This window comes from Roseibium sp. SCP14, from assembly GCF_040329475.1.
Lineage (GTDB): Bacteria > Pseudomonadota > Alphaproteobacteria > Rhizobiales > Stappiaceae > Roseibium.
The window spans coordinates 695,008-712,142 of sequence record NZ_JBDZYH010000003.1 but is presented as its reverse complement, the minus strand read 5'-3'; the positions used below and the strand labels follow the sequence as shown (position 1 = coordinate 712,142).

16 protein-coding genes are annotated in these 17,135 nt (G+C 54.5%); 10 read left to right on the top strand and 6 right to left on the bottom strand.

Annotation, left to right across the window (positions count from 1 at the left end; translation table 11 throughout):
- Positions 1 to 99: 99 nt before the first annotated feature.
- On the bottom strand, positions 100 to 879 hold the full coding sequence (locus tag ABLQ08_RS15845) for a HalD/BesD family halogenase (RefSeq protein WP_352943977.1): 780 nt from the start codon (positions 877 to 879) through the stop codon (positions 100 to 102).
- A 104-nt stretch (positions 880 to 983) separates the two neighbouring features.
- On the opposite strand from ABLQ08_RS15845, the gene ABLQ08_RS15840 reads away from it, so the two are divergent.
- Entirely contained in the window at positions 984 to 1,895 is a 912-nt protein-coding gene (locus tag ABLQ08_RS15840; protein WP_352943975.1) for a LysR family transcriptional regulator, read from the top strand.
- Positions 1,896 to 2,068: 173 nt separating this feature from the next.
- On the opposite strand, the gene ABLQ08_RS15835 is transcribed toward ABLQ08_RS15840, so the two are convergent.
- Entirely contained in the window at positions 2,069 to 2,218 is a 150-nt protein-coding gene (locus ABLQ08_RS15835) for a DUF1127 domain-containing protein (protein ID WP_297591596.1), read from the bottom strand.
- A gap of 390 nt (positions 2,219 to 2,608) precedes the next feature.
- Between ABLQ08_RS15835 and ABLQ08_RS15830 the strand changes: the two genes are divergently transcribed.
- Positions 2,609 to 3,325: an enoyl-CoA hydratase/isomerase family protein gene (locus ABLQ08_RS15830; protein WP_352943973.1), complete on the top strand. Its 717-nt coding sequence runs from the start codon at positions 2,609 to 2,611 to the stop codon at positions 3,323 to 3,325.
- A 231-nt stretch (positions 3,326 to 3,556) separates the two neighbouring features.
- Here ABLQ08_RS15830 and ABLQ08_RS15825 read toward each other — a convergent pair whose 3' ends face one another.
- Both ABLQ08_RS15825 and uvrA read right to left on the bottom strand, forming a co-directional pair.
- A complete protein-coding gene (locus ABLQ08_RS15825; protein ID WP_352943971.1) occupies positions 3,557 to 3,703 on the bottom strand; it encodes a DUF1127 domain-containing protein in 147 nt (48 codons plus the stop codon).
- Positions 3,704 to 3,936: 233 nt separating this feature from the next.
- Positions 3,937 to 6,867: an excinuclease ABC subunit UvrA gene (uvrA, locus tag ABLQ08_RS15820; protein WP_352943969.1), complete on the bottom strand. Its 2,931-nt coding sequence runs from the start codon at positions 6,865 to 6,867 to the stop codon at positions 3,937 to 3,939.
- 557 nt (positions 6,868 to 7,424) lie between these two features.
- On the opposite strand from uvrA, the gene ABLQ08_RS15815 reads away from it, so the two are divergent.
- Positions 7,425 to 7,982 carry a single-stranded DNA-binding protein gene (locus tag ABLQ08_RS15815; RefSeq protein ID WP_352943968.1) on the top strand — a complete coding sequence of 186 codons (558 nt, stop codon included), beginning with the start codon at positions 7,425 to 7,427 and terminating at the stop codon, positions 7,980 to 7,982.
- Positions 7,983 to 8,034: 52 nt separating this feature from the next.
- Here the strand turns inward: ABLQ08_RS15815 and ABLQ08_RS15810 are convergent, their stop codons facing one another.
- The gene (locus ABLQ08_RS15810) at positions 8,035 to 8,520 is read right to left on the bottom strand and encodes a hypothetical protein (protein ID WP_352943966.1); all 486 of its coding nucleotides are present in this window, start codon (positions 8,518 to 8,520) and stop codon (positions 8,035 to 8,037) included.
- 428 nt (positions 8,521 to 8,948) lie between these two features.
- Here ABLQ08_RS15810 and ABLQ08_RS15805 point away from each other — a divergent pair, with 428 nt between their 5' ends.
- A complete protein-coding gene (locus tag ABLQ08_RS15805; RefSeq protein WP_352943964.1) occupies positions 8,949 to 10,943 on the top strand; it encodes a L,D-transpeptidase family protein in 1,995 nt (664 codons plus the stop codon).
- Positions 10,944 to 11,001: 58 nt separating this feature from the next.
- Here the strand turns inward: ABLQ08_RS15805 and ABLQ08_RS15800 are convergent, their stop codons facing one another.
- Entirely contained in the window at positions 11,002 to 12,183 is a 1,182-nt protein-coding gene (locus ABLQ08_RS15800) for a zinc ABC transporter substrate-binding protein (protein WP_352943962.1), read from the bottom strand.
- 169 nt (positions 12,184 to 12,352) lie between these two features.
- Here ABLQ08_RS15800 and ABLQ08_RS15795 point away from each other — a divergent pair, with 169 nt between their 5' ends.
- The 6 genes from ABLQ08_RS15795 (at position 12,353) to ABLQ08_RS15770 (ending at position 17,113) form a co-directional block, all read left to right on the top strand.
- Entirely contained in the window at positions 12,353 to 13,207 is an 855-nt protein-coding gene (locus ABLQ08_RS15795; protein ID WP_352943960.1) for a PaaX family transcriptional regulator C-terminal domain-containing protein, read from the top strand.
- Between the two features lie 139 nt (positions 13,208 to 13,346).
- Positions 13,347 to 14,339, top strand: coding sequence for a 1,2-phenylacetyl-CoA epoxidase subunit PaaA (paaA, locus tag ABLQ08_RS15790; protein WP_352943958.1), 993 nt, complete (start codon positions 13,347 to 13,349; stop codon positions 14,337 to 14,339).
- A 94-nt stretch (positions 14,340 to 14,433) separates the two neighbouring features.
- The gene (paaB, locus tag ABLQ08_RS15785; RefSeq protein WP_352943956.1) at positions 14,434 to 14,718 is read left to right on the top strand and encodes a 1,2-phenylacetyl-CoA epoxidase subunit PaaB; all 285 of its coding nucleotides are present in this window, start codon (positions 14,434 to 14,436) and stop codon (positions 14,716 to 14,718) included.
- Complete coding sequence (gene paaC / locus ABLQ08_RS15780) at positions 14,718 to 15,494, top strand: 1,2-phenylacetyl-CoA epoxidase subunit PaaC (RefSeq protein WP_352943954.1); 777 nt, start codon at positions 14,718 to 14,720, stop codon at positions 15,492 to 15,494. The genes paaB and paaC overlap by 1 nt, the downstream gene beginning before the upstream one ends.
- A 4-nt stretch (positions 15,495 to 15,498) precedes the next feature.
- Positions 15,499 to 16,008 (top strand): 1,2-phenylacetyl-CoA epoxidase subunit PaaD, encoded by a 510-nt coding sequence (paaD, locus tag ABLQ08_RS15775; protein WP_352943952.1) that lies wholly within the window; start codon positions 15,499 to 15,501, stop codon positions 16,006 to 16,008.
- 31 nt (positions 16,009 to 16,039) lie between these two features.
- Positions 16,040 to 17,113 carry a 2Fe-2S iron-sulfur cluster-binding protein gene (locus ABLQ08_RS15770; protein WP_352943950.1) on the top strand — a complete coding sequence of 358 codons (1,074 nt, stop codon included), beginning with the start codon at positions 16,040 to 16,042 and terminating at the stop codon, positions 17,111 to 17,113.
- The last annotated feature ends 22 nt before the right edge of the window (positions 17,114 to 17,135 follow it).

The window sequence follows — 17,135 nt, the reverse complement described above, 5'->3', positions numbered from 1 at the left end:
GCCTGTTCCCGGTTCACGAAGGCCCGGTTATTGAAGCTTGTCATTGTTGCTTTCAGAAGAAGGACTTCCGGATCCGGTTTGGTACATGGTTCCCGGGCTTCAGGCCGTCCGTCCGTAAAAGGTCAATTGTGCCTCTTTGGAAAGTGCGATTCCAGGCTCGGTATTGTAGGCCAGAACCGCAAGTATCCGAGTCCGATCGCCAAGGTTGGGAGCGACACGGTGAATGGAATTTCTCCCGCGGAAAAACACAAGGGTACCGGCTTCTACGGAGAGTTCGCTGACCTTTGTTTGTCCATCCAGAACATCCGCAACTCCCTCGTAGTTCATGTCGCCGGAATCCGCGTCGCGCAGCCGTGTCACGTATTCGAACTGTCCGCCAGCTTCCGGGGGTTGAACCATCAGCGTGATCGAGAAGGAAGAGTTGTCGAAGTGCCAACCCAGTTCCTGTCCCTTTTCGGCAAAATGCAGGTTGAGTGATGAAAGAGGGTCCGCATATTCGTAAAGCGCCTGTTCGCCAAGCACTTCGCACAAGAAATCCCGGAAGAGCTCTGAATCATAAAGAGCGCGTAGAGCCGAATTTTCCGGCATCAGATCGTCCGTAATACATCCCTTGGATGAAGTGACCATCCGATTACGTGGGTGGTCGTCATCGAAGCCAGGATCCTTTGCACTGAGATAAACCGTGTGCTGCTCGGTCTTTGCGTAAACCTTGTCTCGGTTGGCAAGGCCTTCGTCACGAATTCCCTCGATTGTCGAAGCGGGCACAAATCCGGGTAGAACAAGCACGCCGGTCCTTTCAAACTCCAACCGGCACTTCGTTCGAAAATTTATGTTTGCAATCGGATAGGCGTTTAGGTCGATGACGTTTTCCATTTCCATCTTTCCCCTCCATGACAAGTCGGGGAAAGGCTAACGGCATTTTTGAAATTGAAAAAACTGTTTTATCATTGCATTAAGAAAAGAAAAACTTATGCAGTGGCAGCATGAACCGCATAACAATCAGACAATGTGAGTATTTTCAAACGGTTGCCAGAAGCGGCGGGATTACCATCGCGGCAAAGTCCATCGGTGTTTCCCAGCCGGCAATTGCTCAGGCAATCACCAAGTTGGAAGAAACGACAGGCCTCGTCTTGTTCAAACGACATCATGCCCGCGGAATGGAACTGACACCTCATGGGGTGGAGTTTTTGAAGTATGCGGACGAGCTTGTGGCATGCGCAACACGGGCAGGCGACGTTGCCGAGGAGATTGCTTCGAATCGTTGCGGCAAGATCAAACTGGGTTGTTTCCAATCCATCGCTCCCTTCTTTCTCGCACAGCTTGTTTGTGGCTATAGGGAAGAAGAACCGGGAGTGAAGCTGGAAGTATCGGAAATGCTTCACAGTGAACTCGAAACCGCGATCCTGAAGAAGGAAGTCGATCTTGCAGTGATGTACGATCTTGGTCTGGATCCAGCGACGACTGCCTGGCAGGAACTGGCTTCGGCTAAACCCTATCTGGTGGTTCCTCAAAATCATCGGCTTGCCGGAAATAGGTCGGCTTCAATCCAGGAGATCGCATCTGAGGATTACATCCTGTTCGACGCGCCAGGAAGCAGTGAGTATTTTTTCAGAATTTTCGCCCGCTACGGCATTGGACCGAAAATCGCCTTTCGGTCGACTTCGATTGAATCGGTCAGATGCAGCGTCGCCAATGGGCTTGGTGTTTCGATCCTGGCCATGCGTCCAGCTTCCAACCAGACGTATGGAGGCAATGAAGTGGTGCCAATTGAGCTTTTGGAGGATTTGCCGAACACGCCCATTGTCATGGCTCATCGCCGGGACAGAGACCTTGATGAATTGAGTGAGAAATTCATTTCGTTTTGCAAGGGTGTCTTTGCACAGGGCGCAGACTGACGATTGCAAGCCGGGATCTGCATGTATTCGGAACTGCAGTTTGCCTAGCCAAAAATAAAAACGCCTGCCGGTGGGAGGAGGATCCGGCAAGCGTTTCTAATATGCTCCACGCTAGAAGCGTGGAGATTTGCAGCCCGAAGTTTGGGAGGAGGAGTACTCCAGGCCGCGAATTTTTACTTTGCAGACATACGAGCGTAACGAGCGATGTCGGAGCGGGCAATGCCCAGGTCGTTCAGCTCACGATTGCTCAGGTTGGACAGTTCGTCGTAGGTCTGACGGAAGCGTTTCCAGTTGTTGAATTTGCGAACAACGGTGTCGATCATGGTTTAGGCCTTTCGCTATCTCAGTGGCCATGGCACCGCGGATCGGCGTCTGGCCCGTTCATCTCTTACAATTTGGAAGATAGAGAATTTGTGCGTTGCGAGGTAGTAGCAAAATCGCGAAGCAGATATGCAAAAAGTGCAAGTCACCAAAGGGTTAACGATCAGTAGTTGTCATCCTTGGTTGCTGGAATTACTTCCTGTTGTAGGACCACTTCGCACCTGCGATGCCTGGTTGCCGACGATCCACAAAACTGCCTCGCAGCATCTCGGTAAGTGCCGGTATTCCATTTCCGCGAGGTTTCCATCTACATATGCAACAAGCTTCGCAGAATTCGGGAGCTTGGTTAGACTGCCGTCGAGAACAGACACCGATACAACGGGGAAAAGAGCATGATCGTGACCGCTCAGGAACGTTTCATGGTTTGGGAGTTCGATCGTCCCGGTGCGGATAACGGCGTGGACGAGGCCACGATGTCGGCAATGGAAGTGGCCCTTGAGCAGCTGGAGACGCGACCTGATGATCTGGGCTGTCTCGTAATTCGAGGAAGCAAGAGGGTATTTTCTACGGGATTGGACGCAGCAATGCTCGAAGTCTGTTTCAAGGACAGAGCAAAGTTCTCCGGCGCCATTTATCGCATGAGCGAAATCCTGGAAAGGATAGCCGCGCTCCCTCAAATCTCGATTGCCTGTGTGGATGGTGACTGCCGGCTTGGAGGTGTTGAGTTAGCGCTTGCCTGTGACTTGATCCTGGCAAGCGACAGTGCCCGATTTACGGATGGTCACCTGTCCTTTGACGCCATGCCAGGTGGCGGAGCAACCAAACGACTTCCGTCACGGCTTGGTTACGGCAGAACATTGCTGTTTCTGCTCGAGTCGCCGGTGCTCAGCGCCAGTGAAGCTTTCACGGCGGGATTGATTGATGAAGTGGTGGAAGCCGGATTTGCTTTTGAAAGAGGGGCGGCATTGGCCCGTACGATCACCAGGCGGGACATCGCCTTGGTGCAGGATATCAAGGCAAGCGTTCGTTCCGCGGCACCGGCGCCTTCTGACAAATCGTTTTTGAGAGCGTTTCAACGATCCGTAATAGATCGGCTCGTGGCTGATTGAAGTCACGGCTCCAAAAGACACCGCACATGATAGGTAATTGGGAAAGAGGGCTGACCCTGGCGATCTTGTGCAGAAAACCGGATACCAGACAAACGAACGCCCGCCAGTGGGAGGAGGTACTGGCGGGCGTCGTTTCGACGTGGCAGGGCTGGGAGGAGGATGCCCCGCGTGTCACACGCCCGTCGGCTGGGAGGAGGGTGCCTAGGGACGCGATTTCTAGTTTTTTGTCAGCTAAATTCCGCGGCGGGCAACAAATTTGATATCGCCACGGCAAATGCCGAGATCTTGCAGTTCACGGGTGGACAGGCGGGACAATTCGTCAACCGCACGGCGGTAGTTTACCCAGTTGCTGTACTTCTGACGCACAGTGTCAAACATCTTCTTATTCCTTAATCAGCGGATCGTCCTTGCGTTCCGCGTCGTCGTTGAACAAGGATATAATTCACCAGCTGAATTAAAAGAAGCGCGATCTGCGCATGTCAGACATGCATTTGGTGCAATGCAAAAAAGCTGTTGAATGACTGAGATTTTTTGGTGGAAAAAGTTAACAAAAACAGATCGATACGAATCTGTGTGCGGTGCACACAGATTCTCTGCGGTTGCGGAAGCGACTATTCCGCTGCGTCAGGTGTGCGTTGAGGCCTTCGTTGCAGAAGTTCCTGCAGAAATTGCCCGGTATAGCTTTCCCTTACGTCAGCAACTTCTTCCGGACGTCCCGTGGCGACAATCGTGCCTCCGCCATCACCACCTTCCGGTCCGAGGTCGATAATCCAGTCGGCCGTTTTGATGACTTCGAGATTGTGTTCGATCACCAGCACAGTGTTGCCCTGATCGACCAGCTCGTGAAGCACGTCGAGCAGTTTGGCGACATCATGAAAGTGCAGTCCCGTGGTCGGCTCGTCCAGAATGTAGAGCGTGCGTCCGGTAGAGCGTTTGGATAACTCCTTCGCCAGCTTTACCCTCTGCGCCTCGCCGCCCGACAGCGTTGTGGCCTGCTGTCCTACCTTTATGTAGCCAAGACCGACACGTGCAAGAGTGTCCATCTTGTCGCGGACCGCGGGAACGGCTGAAAAGAATTCGGCAGCTTCTTCGACGGTCATGTCGAGCACGTCGGCGATGGACTTGCCCTTGAATTCGACTTCCAGAGTTTCCCGGTTGTATCGCTTTCCCTTGCAAACGTCGCAGGTGACATAGACATCCGGAAGAAAGTGCATCTCGATCTTGATGACGCCGTCACCCTGGCAGGCTTCACACCGTCCGCCTTTGACGTTGAAGGAGAAACGCCCCGGTTGATAGCCACGCGCTTTTGCCTCTGGCATTCCGGCAAACCATTCGCGGATCGGCGTAAAGGCTCCAGTGTAGGTTGCCGGGTTCGAGCGGGGTGTTCGTCCGATCGGGGACTGGTCGATATCGATGACCTTGTCGAGGACTTCAAGCCCTTCGATCCGGTCATGAGGAGCCGGATTGTCCCTGGCACCGTTGAGCCTGCGTGCCGCGGCTTTGTAAAGCGTGTCGATCAGGAAAGTGGATTTTCCGCCGCCTGAAACGCCCGTGACACAGGTGAAGGTGCTGAGTGGAACGTCAACATCAACGTCTTTCAGATTGTTGCCGCGCGCGCCACGTACGGAAATCTGGCGTTTCTTGGTGATCTTGCGGCGCTCGTCGGTGCGCGCAATCATCTTGGTGCCGGACAGGTATTCGCCCGTCAGGGAGGCCGGATTGGCCATGATCTCTGAAGGCGTGCCCTTAGCGACGACCTGGCCGCCGTGGACACCGGCACCGGGCCCCACATCGACTACATAGTCGGCTGTCAACACGGCATCTTCATCATGTTCCACGACGATAACCGTGTTTCCGAGGTCACGCAGATGCTTGAGCGTTTCAAGGAGGCGCGCATTGTCCCGCTGATGAAGTCCGATTGACGGTTCGTCAAGGACGTAAAGGACACCCGTCAGACCTGAACCAATTTGGGAAGCCAGTCGAATTCGCTGGCTTTCACCTCCGGAAAGCGTTCCAGAGGACCGCGACAGCGTCAGATATTCAAGGCCGACATCGTTCAGGAACTTCAGGCGCTCGCGAATTTCCTTCAGGATACGACCGGCAATTTCCGTCTGTTTGTCATTGAGCTTCGCCGGCAGAGCCTCGAACCAGTCACTTGCCTGCCTTATAGAGCATTCGGTGATCTGACCAATGTGTCTGTCAGCGATCTTGACCGCGAGCGCCTCCGGCTTCAGGCGGAACCCACTGCAGGCGGGACAGGCGTGATCCGACTGGAACCGGGCCAGTTCCTCGCGAACCCATGAGGACTCGGTTTCACGCCACCGGCGTTCGATATTGCCGATAACACCTTCGAATGTCTTTTCCGTCCGATAGCTGCGTACCCCGTCGTCATATACGAACTCGACGGCAGTTTTGCCGGTGCCGTGAAGAATGGCGTCTTGTACCTCAACCGGAAGATCCTTCCAGGGGGTCGCCATTGACACCTTGAAGTGGCTGCACAGTGCTTCCAGTGTTTGTGCATAGTAAGGAGACGTCGACCCGGTTTTGGCCCAAGGCAATACGGCCCCTTCGCGCAACGATAGGGAATGGTCGGGCACAACCAGATCTTCTTCGAACGCTAGGGTCGTCCCCAGGCCGTCACAGGTCGGACATGCGCCAAACGGATTGTTGAATGAAAACAGACGTGGCTCAATCTCCGGAATGGTGAAACCGGAAACGGGACAGGCGAACTTTTCCGAGAAAATCAGACGTTTCGGATCGCCGTTCTCTTCGGTCTTGTCCGCAAATTCCGCAATCGCAATTCCGTCGGCCAGCTTCAGAGCTGTTTCAAGGGAGTCTGCCAGCCTTCCCGCGATATCATCGCGCACGACCAGCCGGTCCACGACAACATCGATATCGTGCTTGTATTTCTTGTCCAGGGCAGGGGCGTCGGCAATTTCGTAGAAGGTTCCGTCGATCTTGACCCTCTGGAACCCCTTTTTCATGAGTTCCGCCAATTCCTTGCGGTACTCTCCCTTGCGGCCGCGAACCATCGGTGCGAGCAGGTAGAGGCGTGATCCTTCTTCCAGGTCCAGAACGCGGTCGACCATCTGGCTCACGGTCTGGCTTTCGATCGGTAATCCGGTGGCCGGAGAATAAGGAATGCCGACGCGGGCAAACAGCAACCGCATGTAGTCGTATATTTCGGTCACCGTTCCAACGGTGGAGCGCGGATTGCGTGACGTTGTCTTCTGCTCGATCGAGATTGCCGGTGACAGACCGTCAATCTGGTCTACATCCGGCTTCTGCATCATTTCCAGGAACTGGCGGGCATATGCGGACAAGCTTTCGACATACCTGCGCTGGCCTTCCGCGTAGATCGTGTCGAAGGCGAGAGAAGATTTGCCCGAGCCGGAAAGGCCTGTCATCACGATCAGTCTGTCGCGAGGCAGATCGAGGTCCACACCCTTCAGATTATGTTCCCTGGCCCCTTTGACACTGATGACCTTGGTTGGATCACTTTTCCAGCTTTCATCCGCCTTGAGGCTCTTGGATGTTGTCATTCTCTCTCTTCCTGACCTCGCGCGCCGGTTACATTCAGCGCTCGTGCACGTGTGGATATATTCGAAGGGGCTCGTTTCCCGCTTTGTCTTTGTCCCGATATAGCAGTTTAACGCGGCGCTTCCAGTGGGGGGTTCACTGCGGCAGGAGGAGAATTTCAGGATACGAAGTCCGATTGAATCGTTTTTACAGAAGTGATAAGAACAAAACAAGTACATTGAAGCGTGGGGCGTCAGGAAGTTTCAATTGTTCTGGTCGGCTCACCAGCGGTGGGCTTGAAATTCATCCTGACAGGAAACAGGAACCACAAAGGAACAAAACGGGATAGATTGCAGCGGCCGTCAATCCCGCGGGTTCTCAGGGGGGGATAGTCGGAAAGTCTTGTTTTCCGCAAAAGGTGGGCTTGCCTTGTGGAAAATGCTGGCCGTGAAGCAAAAAAGAAGACAGAGCGGTTGGCGGATCGTTAGGGTTCTGGTTTCTAGCGGCGATGGTTGCGGCGCGGTCTGCTGATAGAAGCAAATAATTCAGAGCGGATCGCGCAAACAAACAGGAGTTCACAATGGCGGGCAGCGTCAATAAAGTAATTTTGGTCGGCAATCTGGGAGCCGATCCGGAAATCCGCCGGACGCAGGATGGCCGTCCTATCGCCAATTTGCGTATTGCAACCTCGGAAACCTGGCGGGACCGCAATTCCGGTGAGCGTCGCGAGAAGACCGAATGGCACCGTGTCGTGATTTTCAATGAAGGACTTTGCAAGGTCGCTGAAAATTACCTGCGCAAAGGCTCGAAGGTCTATCTCGAAGGGCAGTTGCAGACACGGAAGTGGCAGGATCAATCCGGGCAGGATCGGTATTCTACCGAAATTGTTCTGCAGGGCTTCAATTCCAATCTGACGATGCTTGATGGGCGCGGTGAAGGTGGCGGTCAGTCGGGTGGCCTGCCTGACTACGGCAACGATCCTCAGGGCGGTGGCGGCTTCGGCGGTGGCTCTGGCGGCTCAGGAGGGAACTTCGGCGGTAGCGGCGGCGGTGGTTACGGCGGCGGTTCCAGTGGCGGTGGCTTTGGAGGTCCTTCCGGCGGTGGTGCGGGCCCGATGGACGACGAAATTCCGTTTTAAGTCATGTTGTTTGCGGGGGTGATCCGATCGGGTTGCTCCCGTTTTCTTTGGATTACCCGCCTACATTCGGGTCGTATGGCGTTCGTGGGTCGTCCACGCCGTCATAATATTCTTTCGCGGTCCCAAGACCGCAATGATAGACAGCTTCTTCCGCACGGGTGTCTCCTCCTGTGATAGGAGCGCCGTTATGATGTGCAAGCTCATGGATAAGCGTTGCCAGTACCATCCACCTTCCCATGTTGAATGCGCGATCGCCGACGGCAATTTCTCCCGTCGGAGTATGAATTTCCCCGTGCAGGGGAGAAATTGTCGGACCGTAATTTACCCAGATGCTGCTGTCGCCGATCATGTTGGTCAACGTTCTTCGGCCCGGAAGGGACCTGAAATAGGCATCGCAGCCGGGATTGTTCTTGACCATCCTGAAGAGCTTGTTTCGAGCCCATTTCAGTTTGCTGTATTGAGACGAATTGAAACTGGTGTATTTCGATATCGGCGACGCATGGTCTCCTATGTTGAACTGGAATGGCATCGCTCTCATCGATCTCCGTCGGTTGGGTCTTCCTGCCAAGAATAGTGAAAACCGACATTGATTACCGTGACGGAGGTCACGAAGCGTCGCCTTGAGGCATTCCCTTCAGTGCATCGTGCAATAGGTGTTGGGGTGGTGCGCGATAAATTCGTCACAGTGATGTGAATTCACAATCTGTGTATGGGGGAAACTCTTAACCATATCAACAGGCCTGATATAGTATCAGTCTGTTCACCATGCGTGTCATTCGCCGGAATTGAGCGAGAATCGCCATTTTGAAACGGCAGAATGCGCGCTGAACATAATCGCTCGGGTATGTCTGCAATCCCGGCGGTCTCTTCCTAGGCAGGGGAATTAAACGTCCGGTTCGAAAAAGGGCGCGGTGCCGGAAACGACACTAGTTAATAAATTTTCGGGTTTAGATGATGCGAGCAAACATGACGGAACGCGAAATGCCGAAGAGCGGCGACGAGGGAGCATTGATGAAACGCTCCAGGGCAGTACTGGGAAATTCAATCAAGGCCGGCCTTATGGTCACGGTGCTTGCATCCGGTTTTTCCGCGATGACATACGAACCGGCATCAGCCCAAGGTCTGTTCCAACGGCTTTTCAATCCGGAGAACCATCGCAAGCAGCGAGAGCGGGAACGTCAGGATCAGCTTCGTGAGCAGGCGGCCAAGGTCAAGGTGTCCGCGCCGCGGTATCTGAATTATTCGCCTGATACCTTGAAGAAAGTGTCGCTCACGCCGCTCTCCGAAGTGAAGCCGGCTGAGATTGAGCCTGCGGACGCGGAAGCTACAAATCGGCAACAGGAAGCTGAGACCGTTGTCGTGGACAGTGAGACGACCAGCCAGGAGCCTGTCGTCTTGAGCGAATTCGACAAAGCTCGGCCTGCGCTGAAGGGCATGTCGGTGATGGCATTGCCTGAAATCGGCGACGCTCTCATAGCCTATTACGGGGAACATTCGCAGTTTGTCTGGATTGAAGATGGCAAGGTAAGCTCCAAGGCAAAAAGCATGCGCAATGCGCTTGCTCGGGCAGACAAGTTCGCGTTGAATCCGCAAGATTACTTCGTTTCATTGCCGGAGACAGACGGGCTCGATGAAGCGGCTCGCAATGAAGCCCTGATGCGCTTCGAAATGAAATTGAGCGCGGCGGCGCTTTCCTATGTACTTGATGCAACGCGCGGCCGCGTCGATCCGAACCGAATCTCCCAGTACCACGACTTGCCCCGCCACAAGGTCGATCTTGCGGCCGCTTTGGCTGAGTTCACGTCTAGCTCGGATATGGGCGGGAAACTTGAAGCCCACCAGCCACAGAACGAGCACTTCAAGAAGCTGACTGGGGAACTGGCTCGCTTGAAAGCGGAAGACGAGGAAGCGGACCAGATCGTTATCGCACCGGGAACCTTCCTGAAGGCGGGAAAATCCAGTCCCGAAATGAAAAACATTGTGGCTGCGGTGCAGAAGAACGGTTCCGATGAATTAAGGGCCGCACATGCGGAAACGCTCGCTGCCTATGATGGCGCAGAGCTTTATTCTCCGGAGCTCGTCGATCTGGTCAAAACCTTTCAGAAGGAAGCCAAGCTGACACCGGATGGAATTGTCGGCAAGAACACCATCAAGGCTATGGTCGGTGAAACCAATGCGGCCAAGATCGCCAAAGTCGAACTTGCGATGGAGCGGAGCCGCTGGATCCCTGAGGAGCTTGGTGACCGGAAGGTGTTCATCAACCAGGCGGCCTTTACAGCGACCTATACCTCTCCGGGTGAAGTGCCGCTGTCCATGCGGGTTGTCGTCGGCAAGAAGTCCAATCAGACAAATTTCTTCTACGACAAGATCGAAATCGTCGAATACAACCCATATTGGGGGGTGCCGTATTCGATCATCGTCAATGAGATGCTTCCCAAGCTGGCGCAAGACCCGAGCTATCTCGATCGCGCAGGCTATGAGGTCACCACACCAGGAGGGCGTCAGATCTCCTCCACGGCAGTCGACTGGTACGCAGTGGCTTCCAAGCAGCAGTCGATCAATGTCCGTCAGTATCCAGGCAGGTCGAATGCGTTGGGCGAAGTGAAGATACTGTTCCCCAACAAGCATCACATCTACATGCATGACACGCCAGCCAAGAGCCTCTTCAAAAAGGACATGCGTGCCTACAGTCACGGCTGCATCCGGCTGCATGATCCGAAGGCAATGGCGGCTGCCGTGCTTGGGAAGTCCAAGGATTATGTCACGTCCAGAATTTCGGAAGGCCGGAACGAGCAGGAGAAGGTGGCCGGAGACATCCCGGTTTACGTGTCCTATTTCACGGCCTGGCCGGAGATGGACGGCAGCATTGCCTATTATTCCGATGTGTATGACCGGGACCGCTATCTCCTGAAAGCGCTCGAAAAGACGGAGGCTGCACGCGCAAAGGCCAGAGCCTCTTGAGTGGAAAGCTGGTTCAAAAGAACGCCGGGAATAGTTTCCCGGCGTTCTTTTTGTGTTGTCAGGATTGCCCGGAAAGGCATTCGACGAGCGAGTCTGCAAGTCCCTCAATCAGTTGCGGATAGAGATCGGCTCCATTGGCAAGTTCGGTGCCGAGCGGATCCAGAGTGCCCTTGCGCGCGTCGCTCCCTTCAAGAACAACATTGACCAGTTTTGCGTCGAATTGCGGTTCCTGGAAAACGCAGGTCACGTTCAGTTCCTTGATCTGGTTCTGAACTTCGGCAACACGGTCTGCGCTGGAAAGCGCTTCCGGCGACAGCGTTATGGCGCCACTGGCCTCAAAATCGAAATGGTGCTCAAAGTGATGGTAGGCGTCGTGGAACACGACAAATTTCTTGCCCGCCACAGGCTCTAGCTTTGAAGAGATCGATTGTTCAAGCTTCTCGATCCGGGTTTCAAAGTTCGCGGCGTTTTTCTGGTAGGTTTCCGCATTGTCCGGATCAAGCTGGGACAACGTGTCGGCCATTACATGCGCAATTGCAATTCCATTGTCCGGATTGAGCCAGAAATGAGCGTCATTTGCGCCTTCATGAGCATGTTCATCTGAGTGATCGCCATCCGCGTGTTCCGCGTGATCGCCTTTTTCGTCTCCATGGTCGTGGTCATCATGATCAGCATGCTCATGTTCTTCATGGTCCCCATGCTTTTCAGTATGTTCGTCATGTTCGTGATCATGGTCGTCGTGCTTCTCGGCGTGCTCGTCATGATCATCGTGACCGTTGTGATCATCGGCGGAAACATGATCTTCGTGATCACCATGATCGTGAGCGTCGAAATTCGCACCTTCTCGAATTGCAAGATGCTGAATACCTGCTGCGTCCATCAGCTCAACGGTCGTGGCGTCTCCGGCCATGGACCCGATCGGCTTTTCAAGTGACGGTGCGAGTTCGGGGCCGATCCAGAAAACTGCATCAGCGCCCTGTAGCAAAAAGGCTTGAGAAGGTTTGAGAGCAAATCCGTGGGGGGAGGACGCTCCGTCAATGAGGATATGCGGTGTTCCGACGCCCTCCATGACAGCGGATGCAATGGAATGCAGAGGTTTGATCGTCGTTACCACTGAAGGTGAGGCGGCAATGGCCGGTGTCACTGCAAGGGAAAGGACAAAGGTGCCGGTCAGCGCAGTAGAGAAGGCAAGGCCATGAGCTCGACGAGTGAAGGAACTGGAACGGGAGGGAACTGTCATTCGAGATATTTCCGCACTGATGTAATGTTGTAACGCGTTACTCTATAACGTTTGTCTAAATGGTGCGCAAGGAAGGAATGGAGAGTTTGTCCTGACCAATGCCACCTGAGAGCTTGGTTTGCTGATGTGCCGAGGCTAAGCTCACCAAAAAAGACGGATCAATTGCTTCATGTCCTTTCGCGCAGATGCGACCGTAAACCGGTTGCTGGAACCATACCCACCCAAGGCAGCCCAGCTGATCGTGACAATCTACGGCGATATCGTGGAACCTCGGGGCGGGGTCCTTTGGATGGGGGATCTCATTGGACTTTGTGCCGGATTTGGCGTGAACGAGTCCCTGGTCCGGACAGCGGTCTCCCGTCTTGTCTCAAAAGGGCAGCTTGAAGGGCAAAGGGAAGGGCGACGCAGCTTTTACGCCCTGACCACGCCTGCGCGTGAGGAATATCATCTTGCCGCTGATCTGTTCTTCGGTGCTCCTGACGAGGATTGTGACTGGATTTTTTCCTATTGCCCGCGTGTGGCCGACCAGTCGGAATTGAAAAAGCAGGGCTTTGTCTCGCTTGGCGGTCATGTGTTTGCGGGTGCCGAGCGGCCTGGGCGTACGTATCCCGGCGTCGCTTTCAGGTCTCGGGCAGTAACGCCGGAAAGTGACGAGCTCAAACAGCTGGTTAACAGCTCTTTTGAGCTTGCTCCTCTGGCTGCCGAGTATCGCGGATTTCTACAGAAGTTTGAGCCACTTGCGGAAGAGATTCAGTTGGTGAATGCGGGGCAATCCGCTTTGCTGTTTCGTATCGCGCTTGTTCATGCTTACCGCCACATCCGGCTGCGAGACCCGCGATTGCCGAAGTCCGTCCTGCCCCAGGATTGGCCCGGTTTCGCGGCGAGGCATCTGTTTGCGGAACTCTACATCGCCTTGTCGAAACTGGCAGATACTCACATTGGCCAAAGCTTCCTGAACCAGGCGGGGCCCTTGCCTGCACGTCCGCAATCCGTTGTCGAACGATTGAGTTCACTGGCCGCATAAAGTCATTTGGGCTGCTTCAATTGCACGGAAATCCGGGATGCAATTTCAAGCATCACAAGAATGTATAAAAATACACTTTTTCTGTGATGCTTTGTGCGTTATCTTCCCATTGAGTTCAACATGACGGGGAGGAGGCGTCATGTATGCCCAGATGGTGAAAACCGATTCCAAGAAAGTGCGCGACATTTCCGAAATGTCCGACGAGGAGCGCGCATTTCAGGAGCGTATTGATTGCGGCGAAAAGATAGAACCGACCGACTGGATGCCTGAAGGCTACAGAAAGACCCTGATCCGGCAGATCGGTCAGCACGCCCACTCGGAAATCGTTGGGCAGCTGCCGGAGGGGAACTGGATTACCAGGGCACCGACTTTGGAGCGCAAGGCAATCCTTCTGGCCAAGGTTCAGGACGAGGCCGGACACGGTCTCTACCTCTACTGCGCCGCCGAAACACTGGGTGTTAGCCGTGACGAGCTTATCGAGCTGCTTCACGCCGGCAAGATGAAATATTCTTCCATCTTCAACTATCCGACGCTTACCTGGGCAGACATCGGGGCGGTCGGGTGGTTGGTGGACGGTGCCGCCATCATGAATCAGGTGCCGCTGCAAAGAACGTCCTTCGGACCTTATTCCCGCGCGATGATCCGCATCTGCAAGGAAGAAAGCTTTCATCAGCGGCAGGGCTACGACATCATGATGAAGATGGCGAACGGTACGCCCGCTCAACGCCACATGGCTCAAGATGCGCTCAATCGCTTCTGGTATCCCTCTTTGATGATGTTCGGGCCTTCGGACAAGGACTCCGTTCACTCCGCCCAGTCGATGGCTTGGAAGATCAAGATCAACACCAATGATGAGTTGCGGCAGAAATTTGTCGACCAGACTGTGCCGCAGGCGGAATATCTTGGTCTGAAAGTGCCCGACGAAAACCTTAAGTGGAATGAGAAAAAGGGTGGCTACGATTTCTCGGAGCCTGACTGGACCGAGTTCTTCGAAGTGCTGAAAGGCAATGGTCCATGTAATCGGGAGCGCATGGAAGCGCGCGTGAAAGCGTGGGACGACGGTGCCTGGGTCAGGGACGCGCTGATGGCGCATGCAGACAAAAGGGAAGCTGCCAGATCGGCAGCAGAATAGCACTGTCGGAAATATGTTTTGCGAACAACCGAATTGAAACGAACTTGGGCGGTGTGCGCTCAATGACGTGTCTGACTTTTACGCGGAGGATGAAATGAAAAAAGAGTGGCCTTTGTGGGAGGTATTTATCCGCGGGCAACATGGCCTGAACCACAGACACGTCGGGTCGCTTCATGCTCCAGATGCTGAAATGGCGATCAAGAACGCCCGCGATGTTTATACCCGCCGCCGTGAAGGCGTTTCCATTTGGGTGGTTCCATCGGCACAGATCACAGCATCGGATCCAGGCTCGAAGGATGCGTTGTTCGAGCCGTCGGCGGACAAGATCTATCGGCACCCGAGCTTCTACGACATTCCCGATGAAGTTGGGAAAATGTGATGACCGGCAAAAACGATATTGTCGCAAGCGATTTATTGTTCGAGTGGCTCCTGAGAAGAGGAGACACCGCTCTCATTCTCGGTCACCGCGTGTCCGAGTGGTGCGGTCATTCTCCTGTTCTTGAGGAGGATATCGCACTCGCTAATGTCGCTCTCGACTTAATCGGGCAGGCGCGACTGTGGCTTTCGTACGCGGGTGAAGTGGAAGGAAAAGGTCGCGGCGAGAACGAATTGGCGTTTTTGCGCGATGCCTGGGACTTCCGCAACTATCTTCTTGCCGAGCAACCGAATGGTGACTTCGGAAAAACCCTGATGCGTCAATTTCTTATTGATGCACACCAGGTATTGCTTCTGGAGGCCCTGGAGCGTTCTGCAGACGAGCGTGTCGCGGAAATCGCCGCGAAAGCCGGTAAAGAAGTTGCCTATCATCTGGATCGTTCGGCCGACCTTGTCATTCGCCTCGGAGATGGCACACCGGAGAGCCGGAAACGAATGCAGGCGTCTCTCGATACGCTTTGGCCCTATGCCGGTGAGATGTTTGTCGGCGATCGGGTCGATGAAGCACTCTCTGATGTCGGAATAGCCCCGGCACCTGAGAGCTTGCGGTCGCAGTGGCAGGAAGCGGTAGAGAACGTGATGGCTCAGGCGACGCTGGACTTGCCGCAGACAGAATTCGCGCATTCCGGTGGTACGGCCGGTCGCCACAGCGAGCATCTTGGGCATTTGCTGGCCGAAATGCAGTTCTTGCAGCGGGCCTATCCTGGGGCAACCTGGTAAGCACATGCAGGTTTCAACGGACACTGTTTGGAAATGGTTGGCTGAAGTGCCGGACCCTGAAATCCCGGTGCTGTCATTGATCGACCTGGGCGTAATCCGGGGGGTTGAATGGCAGGGGGACACGCTGGTCGTCACCGTAACCCCGACTTATACCGGTTGCCCGGCCACCGGGATCATAAATCTCGACATAGAAACCAAGCTGCGGTCCTGCGGAATTGAGAACCTGCGTTTGGAGCAAAAGCTTAGTCCGCCTTGGACGACCGACTGGTTAAGCCAGGCGGGTCGGGAAAAACTGCGCCAATACGGAATTGCACCACCGGTTCGCGATACGGAAACAGAAAGCGTTTCAGGGCGGCTAGCCCGTCTGGGCAAGGGGAGCGGCCTCGTTGTCGCTTGCCCACGTTGTAGCTCTGAAAACACGGAAAAGGTCAGTCAATTCGGTTCCACACCCTGCAAGGCTGCCTATCGGTGCAAGGCGTGTCTGGAGCCGTTCGATTACTTCAAATGTCACTGACGGGCATTTGGAAGGGAAAAGGGAGGAGTAGATGTCAAGGTTCCATGCCCTGACTGTCACGGAGGTCGCACCCGACACCAGGGACTCTGTTGTCGTGACATTGAAACCGCAGCCGGAAGAAACGGAGCTGTTCCGCTTCACGCAAGGACAATATCTCACGTTCCGTCGCGATTTCGATGGGCATGAGGTTCGGCGGTGCTATTCCATTTGTGCCGGGACCGAGGATGGAGATCTCAAGGTCGGCATCAAGCGCGTTGATGGTGGCGCTTTCTCCTGTTGGGCCAATGAAAACCTGAAGCCGGGGGACACGGTCGAGGCGATGCCTCCGGTCGGCAGCTTCAATGCGCCGATAGAACCTGAAAGTGCCCGATTTTATGTCGGGTTTGCGGGCGGGTCGGGCATCACGCCTATTCTTTCCATCTTGAAAACCGTATTGGCGCGCGAGCCTCAGTCCAGCTTCACTTTGGTCTATGCCAACCGGCAGGTTTCCTCGATCATGTTCCGGGAAGAACTTGAGGATCTGAAAAACCGGTTTATCGGCCGGCTGCAGATCATTCACATCCTGAAGAGCGATGCGCAGGATACGGAATTGTTTTCCGGTCGCGTGGACGCTGAAAAGCTTGATGAGCTTCTGGAGACACTGATTGACCCGGAGGATATCGACCTGGCTTTCCTGTGTGGTCCTCACGGTATGATGGAAACTGTTCAAGATAGCCTGGCAAGGCACAATGTTGAGCCGGGTAAGATCAAACATGAACTCTTCAAGTCGGATCAGCCGGGAAGATTGCCTGCGAAGGATCGGCCGCGAGTGGCCGGTGACAAGGACAAGGAGGCAGACCTCAAACTGACGATTGATGGTACGACACGCGATATTCATATGGAAGCAGGCGAGACCATACTGGAGGCCGCGCATCGGCACAGCATAGATGCGCCGTATTCCTGTTGCGCCGGGGTCTGCTCGACTTGCCGAGGCAAACTGCTCGAGGGTGAAGTTGAAATGGCAGCGAACCACGCGCTCGAAGATGATGAAATCCGGGACGGCTACATATTGACCTGCCAATCCAGGCCAATTTCCAAGCGACTCGTGCTGACCTACGACGCCTGAAATCGTCAACCACACTCCATTG

Bases quoted from the DNA above. Each gene is read 5' to 3' on its own strand.
- ABLQ08_RS15845 (WP_352943977.1), bottom strand. From the start codon at position 879: ATGGAAATGGAAAACGTCATCGACCTAAACGCCTATCCGATTGCAAAC.
- ABLQ08_RS15840 (WP_352943975.1), top strand. From the start codon at position 984: ATGAACCGCATAACAATCAGACAATGTGAGTATTTTCAAACGGTTGCC.
- ABLQ08_RS15835 (WP_297591596.1), bottom strand. From the start codon at position 2,218: ATGATCGACACCGTTGTTCGCAAATTCAACAACTGGAAACGCTTCCGT.
- ABLQ08_RS15830 (WP_352943973.1), top strand. From the start codon at position 2,609: ATGATCGTGACCGCTCAGGAACGTTTCATGGTTTGGGAGTTCGATCGT.
- ABLQ08_RS15825 (WP_352943971.1), bottom strand. From the start codon at position 3,703: ATGTTTGACACTGTGCGTCAGAAGTACAGCAACTGGGTAAACTACCGC.
- uvrA (WP_352943969.1), bottom strand. From the start codon at position 6,867: ATGACAACATCCAAGAGCCTCAAGGCGGATGAAAGCTGGAAAAGTGAT.
- ABLQ08_RS15815 (WP_352943968.1), top strand. From the start codon at position 7,425: ATGGCGGGCAGCGTCAATAAAGTAATTTTGGTCGGCAATCTGGGAGCC.
- ABLQ08_RS15810 (WP_352943966.1), bottom strand. From the start codon at position 8,520: ATGAGAGCGATGCCATTCCAGTTCAACATAGGAGACCATGCGTCGCCG.
- ABLQ08_RS15805 (WP_352943964.1), top strand. From the start codon at position 8,949: ATGACGGAACGCGAAATGCCGAAGAGCGGCGACGAGGGAGCATTGATG.
- ABLQ08_RS15800 (WP_352943962.1), bottom strand. From the start codon at position 12,183: ATGACAGTTCCCTCCCGTTCCAGTTCCTTCACTCGTCGAGCTCATGGC.
- ABLQ08_RS15795 (WP_352943960.1), top strand. From the start codon at position 12,353: ATGTCCTTTCGCGCAGATGCGACCGTAAACCGGTTGCTGGAACCATAC.
- paaA (WP_352943958.1), top strand. From the start codon at position 13,347: ATGTATGCCCAGATGGTGAAAACCGATTCCAAGAAAGTGCGCGACATT.
- paaB (WP_352943956.1), top strand. From the start codon at position 14,434: ATGAAAAAAGAGTGGCCTTTGTGGGAGGTATTTATCCGCGGGCAACAT.
- paaC (WP_352943954.1), top strand. From the start codon at position 14,718: ATGACCGGCAAAAACGATATTGTCGCAAGCGATTTATTGTTCGAGTGG.
- paaD (WP_352943952.1), top strand. From the start codon at position 15,499: ATGCAGGTTTCAACGGACACTGTTTGGAAATGGTTGGCTGAAGTGCCG.
- ABLQ08_RS15770 (WP_352943950.1), top strand. From the start codon at position 16,040: ATGTCAAGGTTCCATGCCCTGACTGTCACGGAGGTCGCACCCGACACC.